Origin of the sequence: Lysobacter sp. Root916 (assembly GCF_001429785.1) — a bacterium.
Taxonomy (GTDB): domain Bacteria; phylum Pseudomonadota; class Gammaproteobacteria; order Xanthomonadales; family Xanthomonadaceae; genus Lysobacter.
Genome location: NZ_LMJF01000014.1, coordinates 112,648 through 133,799, shown reverse-complemented (window position 1 = coordinate 133,799; position 21,152 = coordinate 112,648). Strand labels below are relative to the sequence as shown.

Annotated in this window: 22 protein-coding genes; 11 read left to right on the top strand and 11 right to left on the bottom strand. The window is 67.0% G+C overall.

Translation table 11 applies throughout. The annotated features are described in order from the left end of the window. Positions 1-338: 338 nt before the first annotated feature. Together ASE35_RS21310 and ASE35_RS21305 are read left to right on the top strand one after the other, a co-directional pair. Positions 339-758, top strand: a complete 420-nt coding sequence (locus tag ASE35_RS21310; protein WP_235570087.1) for a hypothetical protein — start codon at positions 339-341, stop codon at positions 756-758. Between the two features lie 195 nt (positions 759-953). Continuing rightward, the gene (locus ASE35_RS21305) at positions 954-1,388 is read left to right on the top strand and encodes a hypothetical protein (protein WP_157489509.1); all 435 of its coding nucleotides are present in this window, start codon (positions 954-956) and stop codon (positions 1,386-1,388) included. Between the two features lie 615 nt (positions 1,389-2,003). Here ASE35_RS21305 and ASE35_RS21300 read toward each other — a convergent pair. Beyond that, positions 2,004-2,261, bottom strand: coding sequence for a hypothetical protein (locus tag ASE35_RS21300; RefSeq protein ID WP_235570085.1), 258 nt, complete (start codon positions 2,259-2,261; stop codon positions 2,004-2,006). A 109-nt stretch (positions 2,262-2,370) separates the two neighbouring features. On the opposite strand from ASE35_RS21300, the gene ASE35_RS21295 reads away from it, so the two are divergent. After that, a complete protein-coding gene (locus ASE35_RS21295) occupies positions 2,371-2,709 on the top strand; it encodes a hypothetical protein (RefSeq protein WP_157489508.1) in 339 nt (112 codons plus the stop codon). A gap of 178 nt (positions 2,710-2,887) precedes the next feature. Here ASE35_RS21295 and ASE35_RS15435 read toward each other — a convergent pair whose 3' ends face one another. The 3 genes from ASE35_RS15435 to mutM all read right to left on the bottom strand — a co-directional run bounded on the left by ASE35_RS15435 (position 2,888) and on the right by mutM (position 7,194). Next, on the bottom strand, positions 2,888-5,710 hold the full coding sequence (locus ASE35_RS15435; protein ID WP_057164407.1) for a serine/threonine-protein kinase: 2,823 nt from the start codon (positions 5,708-5,710) through the stop codon (positions 2,888-2,890). A gap of 12 nt (positions 5,711-5,722) precedes the next feature. Beyond that, on the bottom strand, positions 5,723-6,286 hold the full coding sequence (locus ASE35_RS15430) for an ECF-type sigma factor (RefSeq protein WP_056177672.1): 564 nt from the start codon (positions 6,284-6,286) through the stop codon (positions 5,723-5,725). Positions 6,287-6,381: 95 nt separating this feature from the next. Beyond that, a complete protein-coding gene (mutM, locus tag ASE35_RS15425; protein ID WP_057164406.1) occupies positions 6,382-7,194 on the bottom strand; it encodes a bifunctional DNA-formamidopyrimidine glycosylase/DNA-(apurinic or apyrimidinic site) lyase in 813 nt (270 codons plus the stop codon). Between the two features lie 60 nt (positions 7,195-7,254). On the opposite strand from mutM, the gene ASE35_RS15420 reads away from it, so the two are divergent. The 5 genes from ASE35_RS15420 to ASE35_RS15405 all read left to right on the top strand — a co-directional run bounded on the left by ASE35_RS15420 (position 7,255) and on the right by ASE35_RS15405 (position 11,169). After that, positions 7,255-8,148, top strand: coding sequence for a CHAD domain-containing protein (locus ASE35_RS15420; protein ID WP_057164405.1), 894 nt, complete (start codon positions 7,255-7,257; stop codon positions 8,146-8,148). Positions 8,149-8,454: 306 nt separating this feature from the next. Beyond that, entirely contained in the window at positions 8,455-9,660 is a 1,206-nt protein-coding gene (locus ASE35_RS15415; RefSeq protein ID WP_056177678.1) for a fatty acid desaturase, read from the top strand. Between the two features lie 208 nt (positions 9,661-9,868). Beyond that, positions 9,869-10,462, top strand: coding sequence for a redoxin family protein (locus tag ASE35_RS21550; protein ID WP_057160079.1), 594 nt, complete (start codon positions 9,869-9,871; stop codon positions 10,460-10,462). Then, a complete protein-coding gene (locus ASE35_RS21285; RefSeq protein WP_157489505.1) occupies positions 10,459-10,632 on the top strand; it encodes a hypothetical protein in 174 nt (57 codons plus the stop codon). Before ASE35_RS21550 ends, ASE35_RS21285 begins: the two co-directional genes overlap by 4 nt. Before the next feature lie 186 nt (positions 10,633-10,818). Then, the gene (locus ASE35_RS15405; protein WP_057164404.1) at positions 10,819-11,169 is read left to right on the top strand and encodes an EF-hand domain-containing protein; all 351 of its coding nucleotides are present in this window, start codon (positions 10,819-10,821) and stop codon (positions 11,167-11,169) included. A gap of 18 nt (positions 11,170-11,187) precedes the next feature. Here the strand turns inward: ASE35_RS15405 and ASE35_RS15400 are convergent, their stop codons facing one another. Then, on the bottom strand, positions 11,188-11,700 hold the full coding sequence (locus tag ASE35_RS15400; RefSeq protein ID WP_057164403.1) for a hypothetical protein: 513 nt from the start codon (positions 11,698-11,700) through the stop codon (positions 11,188-11,190). Positions 11,701-11,779: 79 nt separating this feature from the next. Then, on the bottom strand, positions 11,780-12,403 hold the full coding sequence (locus ASE35_RS15395; RefSeq protein WP_057164402.1) for a CGNR zinc finger domain-containing protein: 624 nt from the start codon (positions 12,401-12,403) through the stop codon (positions 11,780-11,782). Between the two features lie 79 nt (positions 12,404-12,482). Between ASE35_RS15395 and ASE35_RS15390 the strand changes: the two genes are divergently transcribed. Further along, positions 12,483-13,583: an arginase family protein gene (locus ASE35_RS15390; RefSeq protein WP_200957042.1), complete on the top strand. Its 1,101-nt coding sequence runs from the start codon at positions 12,483-12,485 to the stop codon at positions 13,581-13,583. Here the strand turns inward: ASE35_RS15390 and ASE35_RS15385 are convergent. The 4 genes from ASE35_RS15385 to ASE35_RS15370 form a co-directional block, all read right to left on the bottom strand. Next, positions 13,580-13,978: a cupin domain-containing protein gene (locus ASE35_RS15385; protein WP_057164401.1), complete on the bottom strand. Its 399-nt coding sequence runs from the start codon at positions 13,976-13,978 to the stop codon at positions 13,580-13,582. The two genes, ASE35_RS15390 and ASE35_RS15385, sit on opposite strands and share 4 nt — an antisense overlap. Position 13,979: 1 nt before the next feature. Beyond that, on the bottom strand, positions 13,980-14,318 hold the full coding sequence (locus ASE35_RS15380) for a DUF2695 domain-containing protein (RefSeq protein ID WP_057164400.1): 339 nt from the start codon (positions 14,316-14,318) through the stop codon (positions 13,980-13,982). Positions 14,319-14,516: 198 nt separating this feature from the next. Then, the gene (locus ASE35_RS15375) at positions 14,517-16,181 is read right to left on the bottom strand and encodes an MFS transporter (protein ID WP_056177695.1); all 1,665 of its coding nucleotides are present in this window, start codon (positions 16,179-16,181) and stop codon (positions 14,517-14,519) included. An 18-nt stretch (positions 16,182-16,199) separates the two neighbouring features. Beyond that, a complete protein-coding gene (locus tag ASE35_RS15370) occupies positions 16,200-17,600 on the bottom strand; it encodes a DcaP family trimeric outer membrane transporter (RefSeq protein ID WP_056177697.1) in 1,401 nt (466 codons plus the stop codon). Positions 17,601-17,857: 257 nt separating this feature from the next. On the opposite strand from ASE35_RS15370, the gene acs reads away from it, so the two are divergent. Then, positions 17,858-19,810, top strand: coding sequence for an acetate--CoA ligase (acs, locus tag ASE35_RS15365; RefSeq protein ID WP_057164399.1), 1,953 nt, complete (start codon positions 17,858-17,860; stop codon positions 19,808-19,810). Positions 19,811-19,989: 179 nt separating this feature from the next. Here acs and ASE35_RS15360 read toward each other — a convergent pair whose 3' ends face one another. Continuing rightward, positions 19,990-20,352, bottom strand: coding sequence for an endonuclease domain-containing protein (locus ASE35_RS15360; protein ID WP_057164398.1), 363 nt, complete (start codon positions 20,350-20,352; stop codon positions 19,990-19,992). A gap of 89 nt (positions 20,353-20,441) precedes the next feature. Here ASE35_RS15360 and ASE35_RS15355 point away from each other — a divergent pair, with 89 nt between their 5' ends. Beyond that, complete coding sequence (locus ASE35_RS15355; RefSeq protein WP_056177704.1) at positions 20,442-21,110, top strand: response regulator transcription factor; 669 nt, start codon at positions 20,442-20,444, stop codon at positions 21,108-21,110. Positions 21,111-21,152 lie beyond the last annotated feature (42 nt).

The following is a 21,152-nucleotide window of genomic DNA, read 5'->3' as shown; positions in this document are numbered from 1 at the left end:
CGACTTTCAAAAAAGCCTACTCTGACCCTAGTTTCGGTAGATCTTGTTCACGTCACCTCCGCAGCGAGTCTGCGGGGGCAATCGCTAGGCGACTTTCGCGAAGAAACTGGACATTCCTATTCTTCACTAATGAGCGAAGATTTCACGGCGCACGCGATTGGCGGAGCTTCTCGTGACTTTTCGAATAAGGGGGCGGCCGTCGGGCAAATGCTGAATCGCCTAGGGCCTCTCATAGAAAAAGAAGCCACGGAGGCACTGAAGCCATGATTAAGTCAATTCTCTTTGCGGCATGCCTTGCTACTTCTACTGTTGGTTGTGTTCGAGAGCCAGAAGTAAGCGTGGCCACCAATTTGAAGAAAAATCTTGCGTATTCAAACGGCGATGTCACTTTCGATATCGACAAGGAGGTTGTGGAAGCCCGCAAATCCTCCGGATTTGAAATTATTGCGTTCGTAACGGCGCACGATAAGACGGGCACGCTTAAGTGCACTCCAATCGAGGAAGCCCAAGCGAGGACGTCGGTATGGCTGGATCCCCTAAAGAATCCGTGGGTCAAATTGCATGATCGGGCCAAAATTTCATATGCCCGTGCTGGGGGTGAATTGATTGTTGCAATCGATGATCTCAAGATTTCGCGCTGCGAAATTGGAGTGCGCTTGGATACTTGGCTTCATGTGCACTTTGATGCTTTGCCAAAACCCTGGCATTGGTCCGGTGACGGCATGTTTGGCTTAGATGTTTCTCTTCCGAATGAATGACGGCCGTGCGGCGGTCGCGAACAGGGCTCAGAGTGCAGTTCTGACTGACGGCCGCGCCTTGGTCTCGGGCCAGGCGGGAAGAGGAGTTGACCGCGCTCAGGCTCTAGCCAAACGCCAGCGCTAACTCGGATCAGACAGTTTTCAATCGCAAGCCGCGCGCATTCCGTGGCATGCTGTTCCATAAGGTAACAGTCAATGAGCTCTAATATTGTTACTAGCTCCGACTTATATGAGCATATTGATGCTGTGCTCAGTACGGGCTATTTCGACGAAAACACTAGCCTTGTGCCTCAAGCTGCTATTGCATTTTGCAGGCTATTGTGGGACTCGCTGGACGCCACGCAAAGAGATGGTGTGGCGGCTGCGCAAAATTTTTTGAACGGGAAAGAGGAGTCCTATGCAATTCAACTCAATGTGTTCTCAAGACGGATAGATCAGGATCCTTCGTTAAGTGAAGGTGGACGACCGGTGGCGCTGAACCGATTGGTCTGGACTGCACTAAACGCGAATACAGGACTGTCTGATCTTGCTGGTGAATTTTTGGTTGAGCTAGGACTCGCGGCCGGTTTGAGTCCTGAGCAAATAGCGACGGTATTCGCTGATCTCGTTCCCGGCTTCGAACAGGAATAAGAGTCGGGCCGGAGTGGGCAGAAACATGGACATTCACTTGCATCTGATCGTGCGAAACAGGGGTTAAAGTCGACTTTCTAGAAGCCCACTCTAACCCGTGCTCCAGACGCTGCCTGCCAAGGATCAACCGAAGGGAGCTGCAGATGATTAGTAGAAATGAGCATCAACGTGGTCTGCCCTTGTATCTTCTTGGCCTGCTACTGCTGAGCAGCACTAGTTGTGCGCTATCTACCGATAGGCCGGTATTGGCTTCCGCTGAGCTGAGCGGAGTGAAGTTTAGGAGTGGCCATCCTAATGTGGGAGAGAGCTTCGAACATGCAGCGATGGAGCCCGCAGCCGATCAAGTAAAACGCCTGCAAACAGACGTAAATGCGTTCAAGGAAGCTCCGATGCTTCACGCTGAAGTGTTGGGCTTTACTGATAACGCAGAGTGTTTAGGGGCTGAATGCGACGAGCTATCGCTGCGCCGTGCTCAAGTCGTGTACGAATGGCTAGTAGCTCATGGGGTGCCGAGAGCGAATTTGAAAGCGCCTAAGGGGCATGGTTCTGCAATGCCAATCGGTAGCAATGAGACAGAGGAGGGCAGAAGCCTGAACAGAAGGGTCGAGGTCAACATCATTCCTTCAAGCTACCCGGATTATTAACGCGAAAGCTGGCTGCCGAGTCAGAAGCTGCCACGGCTAAGCCTACGACCTGATCAACAACCTGCGCAGCGTCAGCCATCCGTGCGTGCGCGATCACAACTACTGGTACGACGCCAAGAGCCAGCTGGCCAATGTCTAGAATGTCGGCAGTGCCATCCAAAGCTACCTCAACAATAAGAACGAGCTGGGCTAAGAGTTCAGTTATGTGCCGGGAACCTTCCATGTCCATGTCCATGTCCGTCCATGGGGTCAGCTTCATACGGATAGGCAAATGCATTGAGCCAAGCCGGCATGGTGGATAGGCGCGGAAGCGTTCTGGGTGGAGCGGGATAGAGATGATGAATAAATACGATGAGGTCGCATCGATTTCTAGGCGCGAAGTTGCTGAGGCGCTAGCTTCCCAAGATGCTAGTCGAGTTTGCCGAGCGCTGGTGTCTATCTCTTTCTACGATGAGGATTGGCGCTGGGTCCAAGAAACTTGCTTAAGTTATCTTGCGGACAGTGATCCTCAGATTAGTGGCGTCGCAGCTACTTGCTTGGGGCATGTTGCGCGTATTCGCAATGTGCTCGACAAAGAGAAAGTATTGGCGGCCTTAAGTGCCCGTGCATCGGAGCCGGAAATCGCGGCAAGGATTGCAGACGCCATCGACGACATCGAGATGTTTGTTCGGACTTAGCGATTGGAGTGCGGAATAGGGGTCAGAGTGCAGTTCTGACTGGCGGCCGCGCCTTAGTCTCGGGACCAGCCGGGAAGAGGAGCAGACCGTGCTCAGGCTCTAGCCAAACGCCAGCGCGAACTCGGATCAGACAGTTTTCAATCGCAAGCCGCACGCATTCCGTGGCATGACGCGCCGACTAGCCCCCGCAATTCGCCCGAATCCCATCGATCTCCCGCCCGATCGTGCTTCCATCCGGCCGTTGCGTCGCCAAGGTGCGATGCAGCACGTCGAGGCGTTCGCGCGCCTGTGCGCGAGCCGGGCCGATGCAGCGCACGCGTGAGGCGTAGGCCTGGGCCAGCCAGCCGATCTTGCGTAGCTCGGCGTCCGAGTTCGGCAGCGCCGATAGCGCATCCAGTTGCGCGAGCGCGTTGGCGTCGCCGGCCAGGGCCTGGACGTAGGCCAGGCTGAGTTCGGCGCGGCGGGTGTGCGAATGCGCGCTGCCATAGCCGCTGCGGGTCTGGCGCACGGCTTCGCCCAGCAGGGCCATGCCGCGGTCGCGTTCGCCCAGGGACAGTCGCACTTCGCCTTCGAGGCGGTCGGTGTCGCCGAGCAGGGGATGGTCGACGCCGTAGCGTGCGTCGCGCAGGCGGCGCGATTCCAGCAGCAGGGCCAGGGCTTCGCGATCGCGGCCCTGTTCGTGCAGCACCATCGCCAGGTTGAACAAGGTGCCGGCCAGGCGGCCGGTGTCGCCGTGTTTGCGCGCGATCTCGATCGCGCGGCGCAGGGCGTGCACCGCTTCGGGCAATCGGCCGCGTTCCCAGGCGATTACGCCCAGGCTGTTATAGGTGGCGCTGAGGTCGGTGTGATCGGCGCCCAGGCGCGAGGTCAGCAGGTCGCGGATCTCGCGGAATTCGTCTTCGGCCAGGGCGAAGCGGCCCTGGTCGACGTGGATCGCGGCCAGCTGGCGGCGCGCGGCCAAGGTGGTCGGGTGCTGGCTGCCGTTGACCTCCAGCGCGATCGCCAGCGCGTTGGCGGCTTCGCGTTCTGAGGCATCGGTCATGCCCAGGTCGCGTTGGCGCGCGGCGATGTTCCAACCGATCTCGACCAGCAGCGGATGTTTTTCGCCGCCGCTATGGCGCAGTTGGGTGCGAGCGCGCTCGAAAGCTTCCAGTGCGGCGCGGGTCTCGCCGACATCGGCCTGCAGGCCGGCCAGGTCCATCAGGTTTTCGACTTCGCCGACGTCGTTGTGCAGCACTTCGCGGCGCAGCGCGAGCGAGCGTTCGAACAGCTGGCGCGCGCCCTGACGCTCGCCGTTGATGCGGCGGCAGCGACCGAGCTGGGAATAGAACTCGCTGGCCTGCGTCGGCAGCTGCGCCTGTTCGCGGCGCGCATTGTCCAGCCAGGGTTGCATCAGTTCGATGCAGGTGCGCGATTCGCCGAGCAGGCGCAGCACCTGGCCGCGCTGGGTCAGCGATTCCAGGCGCAGGCTGGCGGGGATGTCGTCGGTGAGATCGATGATGTTGGCCTGACGATCCAGCAGGATCTTGGCTTCGTTGTAGTCGCCCAAGCCCGTGCGCAGGCGCGCGACCACGCCCAGCAGTTCGGCGCGCGCGCGCGGTTGCCGCGCGAGTTCGCGGTTGCCGCGTGCGACCGAGGCGTCGAGCAGGCCGCGCAGGTCCAGGGCCTCGCCTTCGGGCGTGCCGCGCGCGTTCTCGAACAGGCCGACCATGAAATCCTGCATCGCTTGCGCGCGGCTGGCTTCGCGCACCGCCTGGCGGGCCTGCCAGGCCACGATTGCCAGCGCCGCGCCCAGCACCACGGTCACCAGGGTCGCGGTGGCCAGCGCCCAGCGATGGCGCTGCACGTACTTGTGGAAGCGATAGCCCAGGCTTTGCGCGCGCGCCTGTACCGGGCGCCCGGCTTCGAAACGCTGCAGATCCAGCGCCAGCGCTTCGACCGAGGGATAGCGTTGCTCGGGGCGCTTCGACAGCGTCTTGAGGACGATGTTGTCGAGATCGCCGGCGAGCTGGCGCGCGTGCCGGCGCAGCGCCGCGCTGTCCGGCGGCGGGCCTTCCTCGCCGGTGCTCTCGGCGTTGCGCAACACGGTCTGCGAGGGGCGCAGCGGATCGGCGGCCAGGATCGCCTCTTCCCACTCGGCGTCGGTCTGGCGCTTGAGCCGGTAGGGCTTGGTCTCGGTCAGCAGTTCGTACAGCACCACGCCCAGCGAGTAGACGTCGGTCATGGTGGTGACCGGCTCGCCGCGCACCTGTTCCGGCGCGGCATAGTGCAGGGTGAAGGCGCGCACGCCGGTGCGGGTCTGCTCCGGTATCGGCACGTCGGTGTCGAGCAGTTTGGCGATGCCGAAATCGAGCAGACGCACGTCGCCGCCCGGCGTGACCATGATGTTGGACGGCTTGAGGTCGCGGTGCACGATCAGGTTGGCGTGGGCGTGGCTGACCGCGTCGCAGATCTGCTGGAACATGTGCAGCCGCTTGTCCAAGGGCGTGGACTGGTTGCGGCAGTAGTCGGTGATCGGCTCGCCTTCGACGTATTCCAGCGCCAGGTACGGCAAGCCGTCGGTGCTGATGCCGGCGTCGAGCAGGCGCGCGATGTGCGGATGCGCGAGGCGCGCCAGGATCTGGCGTTCGCGGGTGAAGCGGATACGCAGGTTGGTGTCGGCCAAGCCGGGGCGCAGCAACTTCAGCGCGACGCGGCGTTGATAGAGGCCGTCGGCGCGCGAGGCCAGCCAGACCTGGCCCATGCCGCCTTCGCCGAGCAGGCTTTCCAAACGGTAGGGGCCGACGGTGCTGCCGGCGCGCGCACCGGCTGGCGGTGCGACCAAGGGCTCGGCCAGGAAGTCTTCGTGACCTTCCTCCAGCGCGATCAGGGTCTGCAGTTCGTCGGCGAGCGCCGGGTCTTCATCGCGCAGTTCGCTCAGGCGCGCCGCGCGCGCCTGCGGTTCAAGCTCGAACAGGGCGTCGAGCAGGGGGGACAGCCGTTGCCATCGCTCGGCGTCCACGGGCGGCGATGCTCAGCTGTCTTTGAGCGACGCCAGCAGGAACAGGCGGGCTTTCTGCCAGTCGCGGCGGATGCTGCGTTCGGAGCGCTGCAGCAGCGCGGCGATCTCCAGTTCCGACAGCCCGGCGAAGTAGCGCAGCTCCACCACGTGGGCCAGGCGCTGATCGACCGCGGCCAGCTTGGTCAGCGCGGTGTCCAGGCCCAGCGTCTCCTCGTCCAGGCGCAGGCCGCCTTCGACGTCGTCGGGCAGTTCGGTGACCCGGTGCAGGTCGCCGCCGCGCTTTTGCGCCAGGCGCTGGCGGGCGTAGTCCACGACCACGCTGCGCATGGCCGAGGCGGCGTAGGCGAAGAAATGGGCGCGGTCGTCGAACTGGGCCTCGCGGCGTCCGACCAGCTTGAGGTAGGCCTCGTGCACCAGGGCGGTCGCGTCCAGGGTCTGCCCGTGCTGGCCGGCGAGTTGGCGCCGCGCCATGGTGTGCAGTTCCTGGTACAGGGTCGCCAGGACGCGGTCGAGCGCCCCCCGGTCGCCCTCGCGTGCGGCATCCAGCAATAGGGTGATGTCAGCGCTTTCGGCCATCGTGTTCCCCGGGGCAAGGCGCGACTATAACGTGTTCATCTTAGGCCGGCGCATTCGCCGGTTGGCATCAAAATTGCCTAGAAGGCTGTACCCAGTCAACGCTGGCAGTGCCCGCACCAGACCGTCGTGCGCTGGCCCACCGAGGCCTGTTTCAGGGCCCGGCCGCAGCGCGGGCAGGGCTCGCCGCCGCGGCCGTAGGCGGCCAGCTCCTGTTCGAAGTAGCCCGGCGCGCCATCGGGGCTGATGAAGTCGCGCAGGGTGGTGCCGCCGCGCTGGATCGCGTAGCCCAGGATGGTCTTGATGGCGCCGGCCAGTTCGCCGTAGCGCTCGCGCGAGACCTTGCCTGCCGCGCGCAGCGGGGAGACTCCGGCCGCGAACAGGGCCTCGGCGACGTAGATGTTGCCGACCCCGACCACCACGCTCTGGTCCATGAGGAAGCTCTTCACCGGCGCCTTGCGGCCGCGGCTGAGCTCGAACAGATAGTCGCCGTGGAAGTCGTCCGACAGCGGTTCCGGGCCGAGCGCGCGCAACAATTCGTGGGTCTCGCCCAGGCGCTGCCAGAGCAGGCAGCCGAACCGGCGCGGGTCGTTGAAGCGCAGCACGCGGTCGGAATCCAGCAGCAGGTCGACGTGGTCGTGCGCGCGCACCGGCGTGTCCGACGGCAGCACGCGCAGGCTGCCGGACATGCCCAGGTGCAGCAGGGCGCTGCCGATCGCGGTGTCCAGCAGCAGGTACTTGGCGCGCCGGCGCACGGCCGCGATGCGCTGGCCGGGCAGGTCGGTTTCGATCTCGTGCGGGATCGGCCAGCGCAGGTCGGGCCGGCGCAGGATCGCGGCGACCACTTCGCGGCCTTCCAGGTGCGGCGCCAGGCCGCGGCGGGTGGTTTCGACTTCGGGCAGTTCGGGCATGGCGCAAGCGTACTATCGTCGCGGCGGACCGCCAGCGTCGCGGTCGTCACCGGAGCTCGCGTGCCCGATCCCGCCACAGACAGCGCCGCCGTCGCGAACGCGCTGCGGGACTACGCGCTGCGCGAGCTCGACGCCGCCGCGGCCCAGCTCGCGCGTCGCGGCGGGCAGCTGCACGAAGGCGTGCATCAGGCGCGCAAGAGCCTGCGCCGCGCGCGTGCGGTCCTGGCCCTGGGCGGCGCCGCCTTGGGGCCGGGCAGACCTCTGATCGATCGCGAACTGCGCCGTCTCAATCGCGGCCTGTCGTCGCTGCGCGACGCCCATGCCCTGGTCGAAACCCTGGACCGGCTGCTCGCGCGCAGCCCGGACCCGGACGCCCTGCGGCTGCTGCGCCGCGCCCGGCGGGCGGCCGCGAGCGCGCGTGCCGAACACGCGCGACAGGCCCTGGTCGCCGACCCCGAGCTCGGTGGCCGCCGGGCGCTGCTGGCGGTGCTGCGCGCGGGCGCCGCCGCCTTGGATTGGCCGCTGCTGCAGGCCGAGCCGCTGCAGCAGGCGGTCGCCGCCAGCCGCGCGCGCATGGATCGTGCCGGCGTGCGCGCCCGCGAGCGGGGCGATGACGAGGCCTGGCATCGCTGGCGCCGGCACGCCCGCCGCCTGTCGCAGCAGCGGCGCGCGCTGAAAACCGCCGGGCTGACGGTGCGCGCCCCCGATCTGGACCGGCGCATCGCCGAGCGCCTGGGCGTGGCCCAGGACCTGGCTTTGTTGCTGGGCCACTGCGGCCGCGACTCGCCGTTCGCGTCGGACGACCGCAAGGCGCTGCGCCGCTACGGCCGCGATCAGCAGGCGCGCGCGCGGCGGCGGATCGAGGCGGCGCTGGCGGCGTCGGCCGGCTCCGAGCGCGACGCCGACCCGCCGCCGCAGTCGCCGGCCGGCGAATCGGAAGGGCGCGGCAGCTAATTAAAAATGGCGGCATGTTCACGCACTAATGGCCGGAGATGGCGGGCGTTCGCCATCCAGCCACCCGCGGCCAAGGGCGGTGGCGCTGCCGCGAGCCCCTACGCCGACTGAAACCGGTGCCTCGAGCAGCCCGCTTCCGTCTTGCGCCCAGACCCGGCGACCCCCATCACAGAACCAGCCCGTACCGGCGCGAACGGTACGGTAGGGGTGGCATCATCCCGCGCGGGAGCGTGCTTCGCGGCACCTCCTCCTCCGGCCCGCACGCGGGCCGGTCGTCGATTTCAGATCCGCCCCGGAGTTCCACCCATGCTCGCTTCCTTGCTCGATTTCCTCGCCGGCGGCCTGATCCAGGCCAGCTTCTGGGAACTCGTCGTCTATTTCCTGGTGGTCACCCAGCTCACCATCATGTCGGTGACGCTGTACCTGCACCGCTCGATGGCGCACCGCTCGGTCGACTTCCATCCGGCGTTGGCGCACCTGTTCCGCTTCTGGACCTGGCTGACCACCTCGATGATCACCAAGGAGTGGGCCGCGATCCATCGCAAGCACCACGCCAAGTGCGAGACCGAGGAAGACCCGCACAGCCCGCAGTTCAAGGGCATCGACACGGTGATGTGGCGCGGCGTCGAGCTCTACCGCGCCGCGCGCGGCGAGCGCGAGGACATCGAGAAGTACGGCAAGGGCTGCCCGGACGACTGGATCGAACGCAAGCTCTACACCCCGCACGCGACCAAGGGCCCCACCCTGTTGCTGCTGATCAGCTTCGCCCTGTTCGGCTTCGCCGGCGTGGCGATCTGGGCGCTGCAGATGCTGTGGATTCCGTTCTGGGCCGCCGGCGTGGTCAACGGCCTCGGCCATTGGTGGGGCTATCGCAACTTCGAAACCGCCGATACCGCGACCAACCTGACCCCGTGGGGTTTCTGGATCGGCGGCGAAGAGCTGCACAACAACCACCACGCTTTCCCGAGCTCGGCCAAGTTCGCCCTGCGCAAGTGGGAGTTCGACATCGGCTGGTTCGCGATCCGCGGTCTGGAAAAGCTGCGCCTGGCCAAGGTGCTGCGGGTGGCGCCGTCGCTGGATGTGCGCCCGAACATCGCCATGCCGGACGCCGAAACCCTCAAGGCCCTGCTCGCGATCCGCTTCCAGGCCATGACCGATTACTACCGCAGCGTCACCCTGCCGGCGCTGCGCGAAGAAGCCGGCAACGCCGGCGACCGCATGCGCGCGCTGCCGCGCAAGCTGCGCAAGGGCCTGGCCGACGGCGGCCGCTGGCTCGACGGCGACGCGCGCGAGCGTCTGCAGAACTGGGTCGCCGAGCGTCCGCGCATGGCCACCCTGGCCGATTTCCGCCAGCGCCTGGCGCAGGTGTTGGATGATCGTTCGCACGATGCCCAGGCCACGCTGCAGAAACTGCACGCTTGGTGCGCCGAGGCCGAGGCCAGCGGCATCCAGGCCCTGGAGGCGTTCTCCGCACGCCTCAAGGGTTACGCACTGGCGCCCGCGCGCGCCTGATCCTGCCGCGCCGCAGCACGCCCTGAAGCCCGCGCAGCGATGCGCGGGCTTTTGTTTGCGCGCCGCGCGCCGCCGCATCTTCACACCGAAGTCTCACTGTGACGCGTTCGGTTGCGGCGCTCGCGTCGGCGGTGTTAGCTTCGATGCAGGACGCGATCGGCGCGGCATGCGCGCGATACGCAGGCGTAAGCCACAGGGAGGTGCGTGTATGCGCAGGGAGAGCTATGCCTATGTCGCCTTGGCGCTGGCCTGCGCGTTGGTCGTGGTGCTGGGCGTGCAGAATCGCCAGCTGCGCCGCGACTACGCCGCACTGATCGACGAAGGCGTCCGGCCGCAGGTCGGCACCTGGCTGCCCAGCGCCGACGCCACCACCCTCTCCGGTCCTTCCGTCGTGCTCGGTCGTGCCGTCGGCGAGCGCCAGGTGCTGTATTTCTTCGATCCCAGCTGCCCGGTTTGCGAGGCCTCGGTGCCCGCGATTCTCGACCTTGCGCGCGGCTTGCAGCGGCTAGATCCCAAGCAGGTACAGATGCTGGGCGTTGCGCGCCCGGACGCGCCCGGCCTGGGCGCTTATCTGCGCGCGCGCGGCTTCGGTTTTCCGGTCGCCTTGTCGACGCCGAAGATCCGCGCCTTGTTCAAAGTCAACCTGGTGCCGCTGCTGGTCGTGGTCGACCGCGACGGCCGCGTCGTCTATTCGCATGTCGGGAAACTCGATACCAAGGAGCAGGTGCCCACCATCCTGACCGCGTTGCGCGCCACGGAACGGCATGTCGCGGTTGGATCATCGCAATGGAGAGAACGATGAAGAACCTGAACAAGCGTCTGCAGGCGGTCGTGTTCGCGATCGCGATCGTCGGCACGCTGGGCTTCGGTGCCGCACAGGCGTTCGGCACCGATCCCGACACCGGCTGCCCGACCAAGCCGGGCTGCAAGTACGGCGGCTACCGTACCGGCGGCTGCTGCGTGTTGCCGTAAGCGATTCGATCAGCTCCCCCCGGGCGATTCCTTGTTATCGCCCACGTGCGGCCGGCCCCCGGGCCGGCCGCACGTCCTTACGGGTGCGTCGCCGGCTGAATCGTGCCCCACGCTGCGCGTTACCGGACTTGTCTGCGCCGCGCCCGCAGGTCAGGCTGCGCAGCATCCCGATCCGGTTTCCCGCGCATGCGTCGTCCGCTGCTTCCAGCCCTCGCGCCCTGTCTGCTCGCGCTGCTGCCCGCCTTCGCTGCGGCCCAGGTGCGTTCCACCGGCGACTACCTCTCGCGCATGGACACCGACGGCGACGGCAAGGTGTCGCTGCTCGAGTACCAGGACTGGCTGAGTTACGGCTTCGACGCGATGGACAAGGACCGCAACGGCGTGCTCGATCCCAATGAGTTCCCGCCTGGTCGTCGCGGCGGTACAGCGCTTACCCGCGAGCAGCACCGCGCCCAGCTCGCCGAAACCTTCCGCAAGCAGGACCGCAACCGCGACGGCTCGTTGGACGCGCGCGAGCTGGCGTCGCCGCCGCAATAGATCCGCTGCCCGCGCGGCTCAATCGCAGCCGTCGCGTTCGCCGTCGAAGTAGGTCTCGACCACGCGCCCGTTGCCGTCGACGCGTTGGATCGATAGACGCTCGTCGCGGGCTTTGACCACGATCCACTCCTTCGCGCCATCCTGCGCATACGCGGCGACGTGGCCCGGGCCGCTCAGCAGCGCGGCGCCCACCTGCGGCACGCGCGCATAGTGGCTGAGCAGGCGCGCGTCCAGCGCCTGGTAGTTCGGCACCGGCCGACGCAGCCCCAGCGTGCTGCCGTCGCGCGCGAACATCAGATCCAGACGCGACACGGGCGGATCGCCGTAAGCGCTCATCGCGTGGCCGCTAAGCGCGCCTTCGATCTCGCGATCGGGCAGCAGGCGCAGGAAACCGTCGACCGGGCCGCCCGGTGTCGCGCGCGTGGCCCAACAGCCGCGCACGAAGTCGATGTCGTCGGCGGCCAAGGCCGCGGCCGGGCAGACGCCGATCAGGATCGCGATGGACAGCAGGGCGGTGCGGATCGGGGCCATGGCGTACTCCGGAATCTGCGCACCCTAGCACCGGCATCGTCGCGCGGCGTTGACGCGCATGCGCTTCGCCTTGCGTCGTTCAGCGCGCGGTCGCGCCGCGTTGTTGATGCCGGCGCGCCTTGGCCACGTTGCCGCAGGTGGCCATGTCGCACCAGCGCCGGCGCCCGTTCTTGGACGTGTCGATGAAGACCCAGCCGCAGTCGTGGCCGTCGCAGATGCGCAGGCGGTCGAGCTGGGCGTCCTTGAGCAGATCGATCGCATGCGCGACCACCGTGTGCGCGATCAGATCCGGTCCCGAGCGCTCGACCGACCACTCCGCCTGCAGACGGCCCTGGCGCGCGACCAGGCGGGCCGCCGCCGACGCGGCCAGGCGCGCCTTGTCCAGCACCGCCAGATCCTCGGCGGGAGGCGCGGCATCTTGCGAGAGCGCGTACAGGATCGCGCACAGGGCTTCGCGCAAGGTCTTGCAGCGGCCCAGCGCGGCCGCCGCCTTGGCCGGTTCGGCCTGGCTCAGGTCTTCCAGTTGGGCCAGGTCGGTGCGCGTGTAGTGGCCGGATTGACGCGCCCAGCGCAGCAGCGCGTCGTAGTCGTCCAGCCAGTCGCGCGGCTGCGTGTCGCGCGCGGTGACCGTATTGACCAGGTCGAGCGCGAGGTGGCCGGCGACCAGGTCGGCGGGCTTGAACGCGTGGTGTTCGATGCGCATGCGTAACCTGCTAAGCGATATTGACAGGTTATGCTTGCGCGCATATAACCGTCAAAACATATTTCAAGAGTTATGCGCCATGGGCCGGAATCTGCGCCTCGCGCGCCGCTGCCTCGAAACCGGTCTGCTCGCCGCCAGCATGGGCGTGGCCACCGGCGCCTGCGCGCCCATCGCCTCCGCCGACGATGCCTCGAACCCCACCGCCAAGGCCGCGCCCATGACCCGCATCGTCGTCATCGACGCGCCCAGCAATCTCGGCCTGCGCCCGCCCGCACCGGGCGTCGAACCGGGTGCGCGCAAGCTCGCCGCGGCCCTGCGCGACACCGGCCTGGTCGCGCGCCTGGGCGCGCGCGAGGGCGGCCGCGTCGACGCGCCCGCGTACTCGCCCGATCCCGACCACGCGGTCGGTTTCCGCAACGGCACCGCGTTGGCTGCGTACTCGCGCACGCTGGCCGACCGCCTGGAACCCTTGCTGGGCCGCGACGAGTTCGTGCTGGTGCTGGGCGGCGACTGCAGCGTGCTGCTGGGCTCCAGCCTGGCGCTCAAGCGCCGCGGCCGCTACGGCCTGGCCTTCGTCGATGCGCACGACGACTATTCCTACGCGCGCGACCGCAAGCGCTATCGGGGCATCTACACCGCCGCCGGCCTGGACCTGGGCCTGGCGACCGGGCACGGGCCGGCGGCGCTGACCGATATCGACGGCCGCTCGCCCTATCTGCGCGAGTCCGACGTGGTCCAGCTGGGCCTATCGCGCACGCCGGCGGACAGCGAGTTCGCGGCGACCGAGTCCTACGACGCATCCGGCATCCACACCCTCGGCGTCAACACCATCCGCCGCGACGCGCACGCGGCCGGCGCCGAGGCGCGCGCCCGCCTGGAGGCGGCCGACACCCAGGGCTACTGGATCCACGTCGACGCCGACGTGCTGGATGCGCGGGTGATGCCGGCGGTGGATTCGCCCAACGAGCGCGGCCTGAGTTTCGGACAACTGCGCGCCTTGCTGGCGCCATTGCTGGCCAGCCCGAAAGCGGTGGGACTGGAGCTGACCATCTACGACCCCGACCTCGATCCCGACGGCCGCTACGGCGCGCGCCTGGCGCGCACCATCGAGGCCGCGTTCGCGGACAGCGGGCGTTTCACGATCAAGGCCGACCGCGCGCCGCGCGGCGCGCGACGCTAGGCATCGTCGAAGCTGCAGGGCAGCGGCGCTTCGTCGATGTCCTCGTAGGCCTCGGGCCGGAAGCGCGGCGAACAGATCGCCAGGAACACCAGATCGCCGTGGCCCAGGTTGGCGATGCGTTGGCGGCAGTCGGGCGGAATCAGCACCACGTCGCCCGGTCCAACCTCCTGCGGCGGCAGGTCGCCGATCTCGGCGCGCCCGTGGCCCTCGGCGATCACATAGCGCTCGGTGGTGCCGCGCAGGCGATGCCAGCGCGTGGTCACGCCCGGCGCGACGCGCGCCCGCGCGATCGACACCTCGGCATCGTCGGCGCTGTTGGACAGCTCGACGATGTGGCATTGCTCGGAGATGTAGAACTCGGTGGACGGGTCGTAAGGGCGGATCGCCGGTTTCATGTCAGGCTCCGGTATCGGCCGCGGCCGCGCGGTCGCGCGACTCCAGCCAGTGTTGGTGGGTGTTGGCCGCGATCTCGCAATCGCAGTGGCCGCCGTAAGCCTGACACCAATCGAGCAGGGCGTTCGCCTCCTCGTCGCTCAGCGCCATCGCATCGATGCATTGCATCGCATGCCGCGTATCGTGGAAGCAACCGTGTCGCGCGCGCAGGCGTTCGACCCCGTCGAAAAACAGGCGCAGGCGCGCGTCCGGCAACGGGAACTCGGCTTGGGCGCGCTGACGCTGCGCCTGTTTCCAGGCCTTGAGCTGGGCCTTGCGTGCGGATTTGTCGCGGTCGCTCATGCGTCAAGGGCTGCCGGTCATCGTAAGCATCGATGGACCAGGAGCATAAGCGCGCGTCGAATATGCGCCAAGCCGCGATGCGGCGGAACGGTGCGGCGCGAACGCGCGGACCGACGATGGCGGCGTCGCAAAGAACAACGCCGGCTTGCGCCGGCGTTGTCCCTACCGCATACGACGTGGGGTCGTTCGGGGGCGACCTCAGTCGCGGATATCGACGTTCTTGGTTTCGGGCAGGAACAGCGCGCCGATCACCACCGTCATCGAGGCGATGATGATCGGATACCACAGGCCGCTGTAGATGTTGCCGGTGGCCGCCACGATGGCGAAGGCGGTGAACGGCAGGAAGCCGCCGAACCAGCCGTTGCCGATGTGGTAAGGCAGCGACATCGAGGTGTAGCGGATGCGGGTCGGGAACAGCTCGACCAGCCAGGCCGCGATCGGTCCGTAGACCATGGTCACCAGCAGCACCAGGAAGGTCAGCAGCGCCACCACGACCGGGGTATTGACCTGGGCCGGGTCGGCCTTGTCCGGGTAGCCGGCGGTCTTGAGCGCTTCGGTCAACTGCTTGCCGAACGCGTCGGACTGGGCCTTGAACTCGTCCTTGCCCAGCGCCTCGCCTTCGAAGCTGCTCAGGTTGGCGCCGCCGATCGACACCGTGGCCACGCTGCCGGCCGCGGCCGGGGCGTTGATGTAGGGGATGCCCTTCTTGGCCAGCGCCGCCTTGATGATGTCGCAGGATTGCTTGAACGTCGCCTTGCCGACCGGGTCGAACTGGAACGCGCAGCGCTCCGGGTCGGCGCTCACCGTGACCGGCGACTTCGCCACCGCCGACTCCAACGCCGGATTGACGTTGTGGGTCAGGGCTTTGAACACCGGGAAGTAGGTGACGGCGGCGATCAAACAGCCCGCGAGCACGATCTTCTTGCGTCCGATCTTGTCCGACAGCCAGCCGAAGAAGATGAAGCCGCCGGTGGCCAGTGCCAACGCGATCGCGATCAGGATGTCGGCGCGGTTCGGATCCAGGCCCAGGGTCTTGGTCAGGAAGAACAGCGAGTAGAACTGGCCGCCGTACCAGACCACGGCCTGGCCGGCGGTGGCGCCGAGCAGGGCGAGCAGGGCGATCTTGCCGTTCTTGGAGAAGAAGCTCTCGGTGATCGGCGCCTTGGAGGTCTTGCCCTCGGCTTTCATCTGCTGGAACAGCGGCGATTCGGCCAGCTGCATGCGGATCCACACCGACACGCCCAGCAGCACCACCGAGACCAGGAACGGAATGCGCCAGCCCCATTCTTCGAACGCTTCCTTGCCCAGGTAGTTGCGGCAGCTCCAGATCACCAGCAGCGACAAGAACAGGCCCAGGGTCGCGGTGGTCTGGATGAAGCTGGTGTACAGGCCGCGCTTGCCGTTGGGCGCATGCTCGGCCACGTAGGTCGCCGCGCCGCCGTACTCGCCGCCCAGCGCCAGGCCTTGGGCCAGGCGCAGCGTGATCAGGATGATCGGCGCGGCGATGCCCATGGTCGCGTAGCTGGGCAGGATGCCGACCAGGAAGGTCGCCAGGCCCATGATCACGATGGTGACCAGGAAGGTGTACTTGCGCCCGATCATGTCGCCGAGGCGGCCGAACACCAACGCGCCGAACGGACGCACCGCGAAGCCTGCGGCGAAGGCCAGCAAGGCGAAGATGAACTGGCTGGTGTCGTTGAGGCCGCCGAAGAACTGCTTGCCGATGATGACGGCGAGCGAACCGTACAGATAGAAGTCGTACCACTCGAACACGGTGCCCAGGCTGGACGCGAAAATTACTTTTCGGTGGCCCTTGGTGAGTTCGCCGGAGCCGGGCGAGGCGGTAGCGGTGACGCTGGACATGATGCGTTCCCCTAGAGGTTAGAAGCTGTACTTGACGTGCGTCTGCAGGCGGTTGAGTTCGCCGGAGTCGCCGTTCTCGAGTTCGCGCTTGCCCCAGATCAGCTCCGCGCCGACGTCGAGCTTGGGCAAGGGAGAATAGATCAGGTTGATATGCGCCGACTGCGCCGACTTGGTGATGCCCAGGCCGGTCAGCGCGGTCTCGTTGTCGTACTGCGCGCGCGAATAGAAAACGTTGCTGCGCAGCTTCGGGCTGAACACGTGGCGCCAGCCGACGAAGCCGCTGATCAGGTCGATGTTCTCCAGATCGCCGTTGGCGTCGAGCACCGCGTCGTTGTTGAGCGCCAGACCGACATAGCGGCCGATGCCGCTGCCGGCGGTGACCATGTAGCGCAGGTCGTCGCTCTTGCCGAGGTTGAACTTGCCCGAGACGCTGGCGCCGTAGCCGGTGCTGCTGTCGTTGGCCGGGCCGTTCTGGTACTTGAGCTGGCGCGCGAGCAGGCCGACGCCGAAGTGGCCCCAGTCGCCCTTGGCGGTGTAGCGCGCGGTGATGTCCGGCATCGTGCCGTCGTCGCCGGCGACCTGGGCCATGTTGCCGCGGAACGGCGTGTACACGGTCTCCGGGTTCTCGATCGAGAACGACCACGGGCCCTTGGTGTAGCGCAGCTGGGCCTGGCGCACGAATACGGTGCCTTCGGTGGGGCCGAGGAAGTCGACGGTGTCCGGCAAGGCCGCGGTGTCCTGGAAGTTGGACCAGGCCTGGCCGGCCAGCCAGTTGTTCCAGGTCACATAGGCCTGGCGCAGAGTGAGCGCGTAGGTGTTGGTGGCGATCTCGTTGCCGGTGAAGGCGGTGGTGCCGCCGCCGAACAGGTCGAACTCCAGGTAGGCCTTGAGCTTGTCGCCGCTGTCCAGGTCGGTGTCGGCCGCGAACCAGAAGCGCGAGAAGTTCGCGCCCATGTCGGTGTCGGTGCCGCCCTCGCGGGTGCGGCCGCCGCCGACCGGGATCGCCTTGGGCACGTAGAACAGGCGTCCGACCGAGCCGTCGGCGATGTCGCCGTCGTTGGTCTGGGTGACCGAGGCGTCGAGCTTGATGAAGCCGCCGTAGCTGAAGCGGGTGCCCGGATTGGCGCCGGGCGTGATCGCCGCGGTCTGCAGCGCGGGCTTGCCGGGCGCCGCGGCCGGTGCCGCCGGCGCGCTGGCCTGAGCGGTCTTGACCTCGGCGATCTGGCTTTGTTGCTGCTGCTGTTGCGAGACCAGCTGCTGGACCATGGCTTCGAGCTGGGCGACGCGCGCCTCCAGCTCCTTTTCCTTCGCCGTCTGGGCGTAGGCCATACCGGGCAACGACAGTGCGACCAGCAATGCCGCGGCCAGCGGGCGCCGCCGGATCGCGCTCCCCGCCGGCGATGCGATGCGAATGGACATGATTCCCTCCCGAGGAATGCCGCGCAGGACGCGCGACTGCGGCCAGCCTGCGCGCCAGGCCGGGGAGGGGCCATTCGCCATTGGTCGTAAAAAGCCGTGTTCAGATGGCACATACGACCATGGTCTAAACCACGGTCACGGCGGCTATCGTGGCGGATGCGGCACACTGGAGGTTCGCCCACGCCTGCGCGCGAACCTTAGTCGGCCCACACCCCGTCCACACTGACCCGTCCCACGTCCAACCGCCGGAGCGCCCCATGAACCAACCCGCCACCGTCTATCCCGTTGTCGCGGACTTCGCCGCCCAGGCGCGGATCACGCGGGAAGACTACGAGCGCCTGTACGCCGAATCGGTGCAGCAGCCCGAGGCGTTCTGGGCCCGGGTCGCGCAGCGTCTGGACTGGTACACGCCGCCGACCAAGATCAAGGACGTCAACTACGCCCTCGACGATTTCCGCATCCGCTGGTACGAGGACGGCGAGCTCAACGCCAGCGTCAATTGCCTGGACCGCCACCTGGCCACGCGCGGCGACAAGACCGCGCTGCTGTTCGAGCACGACGATCCGAACCTGCCGGCCGAACACGTGACCTACCGCGAGCTGCACGCGCGGGTCTGCCGCCTCGCCAACGCCCTGCGCGCACTGGGCGTACGCAAGGGCGATCGCATCACCATCTACCTGCCGATGATCCCGGAGGCCGTGGTCGCGATGCTGGCCTGCGCGCGCGTCGGCGCGATCCACTCGGTGGTGTTCGGCGGCTTCGCGCCCAATTCCATCGCCGACCGCGTCGCCGACTGCAGCAGCAAGCTCATCATCACCGCCGACGAGGGCCTGCGTGGCGGCAAGAAGATCCCGCTCAAGGCCAACGTCGACGCCGCGCTGAAGATGCCGGGCACCAATTCGGTCGAAACCGTGCTGGTGGTGCGCCATACCGGCGCCGCGGTCGACATGCAGATGCCGCGCGACCGCTGGTACGACGCGGTGGTGCACGGCCAGCCCGAGATCTGCGAGCCCGAGCGCATGAGCGCGGAAGATCCGCTGTTCATCCTCTACACCTCCGGCAGCACCGGCAAACCCAAGGGCGTGCTGCATACCACCGGCGGTTATCTTGTCTACGCCAGCTATACCCATGAGGCGGTGTTCGACCTGCGCGAGGACGACATCTACTGGTGCACCGCCGACGTCGGCTGGGTCACCGGCCACAGCTACATCGTCTACGGCCCGCTCGCCAACGGCGCGACCGCGCTGGTGTTCGAGGGCGTGCCCAACTATCCGAATGTGTCGCGTTTCTGGGAAGTGATCGACAAGCACCAGGTCACGATCTTCTACACCGCGCCGACCGCGATCCGCGCCCTGATGCGCGACGGCGACGAGCCGGTCGCGCGCACCTCGCGCAAGTCGCTGCGCCTGTTGGGTTCGGTGGGCGAGCCGATCAATCCCGAGGCCTGGCGCTGGTACCACGAAGTCGTCGGCGATTCGCGCTGTCCCATCGTCGACACCTGGTGGCAGACCGAGACCGGCGGCATCCTGATCACGCCGCTGGCCGGCGCGATCGACCTCAAACCCGGTTCGGCGACCAAGCCCTTCTTCGGCGTGCAGCCGGCCCTGGTCGACGCCAACGGCGCCGTGCTCGAAGGCGCGGCCGAGGGCAACCTGGTGCTGCTGGATTCCTGGCCCGGCCAGATGCGCACCGTCTACGGCGACCACGCGCGCTTCATCGAGACCTACTTCAAGACCTATCCCGGCAGCTATTTCACCGGCGACGGCTGCCGCCGCGACGCCGACGGCTACTACTGGATCACCGGCCGCGTCGACGACGTGATCAACGTCAGCGGCCACCGCATCGGCACCGCCGAGGTCGAGAGCGCGCTGGTGCTGCACCCCAAGGTCGCCGAGGCGGCGGTGGTCGGCTTCCCGCACGATCTCAAGGGCCAGGGCATCTACGCCTACGTGACCCTGATCGCGGGCGAGGCGCCCAGCGAGGAGCTGCGCAAGGAACTGGTCGCGTGGGTGCGCAAGGAAATCGGCCCGATCGCCACCCCCGATCACCTGCAGTGGGCGCCCGGCCTGCCCAAGACCCGTTCGGGCAAAATCATGCGCCGCATCCTGCGCAAGATCGCCGAGAACGCGCCGGACCAGCTGGGTGACACCAGCACCTTGGCGGACCCGTCGGTGGTGGAGAGCCTGGTCAACGACAGGTTGGGGAAGTGACGGGGAGGGGCAACAGCAAATCCCCCCGAACCCCCCTTTTTCAAAGGGGGGGATCTGGTGCGTCGCTGTTCGTTGCCTCGCGCAGTTCCGCGCACATCGCATTGCTGCCGAATCCGCCTTTGCCTTTCCCCCCTTTGAAAAAGGGGGGCAGGGGGGATTTGCTTTCCCACCACTCGAGGTCAACGCATTCGCTCCCTGACCGCCGCCCAAATCGCAGCCATCACCTCCTCGGTCTCCAACAGCACCTGCCGGTTATCGAATCGCAGTACCCGCAAGCCCATCGCCGCCAGCGCCTCCTCGCGTATCCGGTCGGCCGCCAACGCCTCCGGCTCGAAATGCTGCCCTCCATCGACCTCCACCACCAACATCGCGGCGGCGGCGTAGAAGTCCACCACATAGATCGCGAGCGGCTTTTGCCGATAGAACCGAACACCCTCGATCTGCCGTCGCCGCAAACGCAACCAAAGGCGCTGTTCCGCGGCGGTCATCGCGCCGCGCAAACGATGAGCGGGTCGTTTCAGGTCTTTTCGATACGGCAACATGCAGGTATTGAACCGTTCGCGGCACCTATCGCGACAGACGGCCGATGCCGCGTCGTAGCGCAGGAAAACCCCTACCCAGGAGCGCAGCCATGGCTACCCTGCTGATCGCCGACGACCATCCGCTGTTCCGCGAAGCCCTGCGCGGCGCGGTGGCGCGGGTGCTGCCCGATGCGTCGCTGCGCGAGGCCGACAGCGTGGATGCACTGTATGCGCTGGTCGAAGCGGAGTCCGACGCCGACCTGCTGCTGCTGGATCTCAACATGCCCGGTGCGCAGGGATTCAGCGCTCTCGTGCATCTGCGCGCATTGCACCCGCAGTTGCCGATCGTGGTGGTGTCGGCGCGCGAGGAGCCGGCGGTGATGCGACGCGCGCTGGATCATGGCGCGGTCGGCTTCATCCCCAAGTCGGCCGACGCGGCCACCCTGGGCGAGGCGATCGCCAGCGTGCTCGCCGGCGATCGCTGGGCGCCGGCCGCGGCCTTGTCGGCGCCGGCCGCCGCCGATGACGAACACGACGCCGCGCAGCGCCTGCGCGATCTGACCCCGCAACAATTCCGCGTGCTGCAAATGCTGGGCGCGGGCTTGCTCAACAAACAGATCGGCTACGAGCTGGGCGTGTCCGAAGCGACCGTGAAGGCGCACGTGACCGCGATCCTGCGCAAGTTGGGCGCCAACAACCGGACTCAGGCGGTGCTGATCGCCGGACGTCTGGCCTTGGACCCGGGCGCGATCGTGCTGCCGGCCGAAGAGGGCGAGTAGCGAAGTGTCCATCGCGGCGCAGGCGCGGGACGCCTCCGCCGG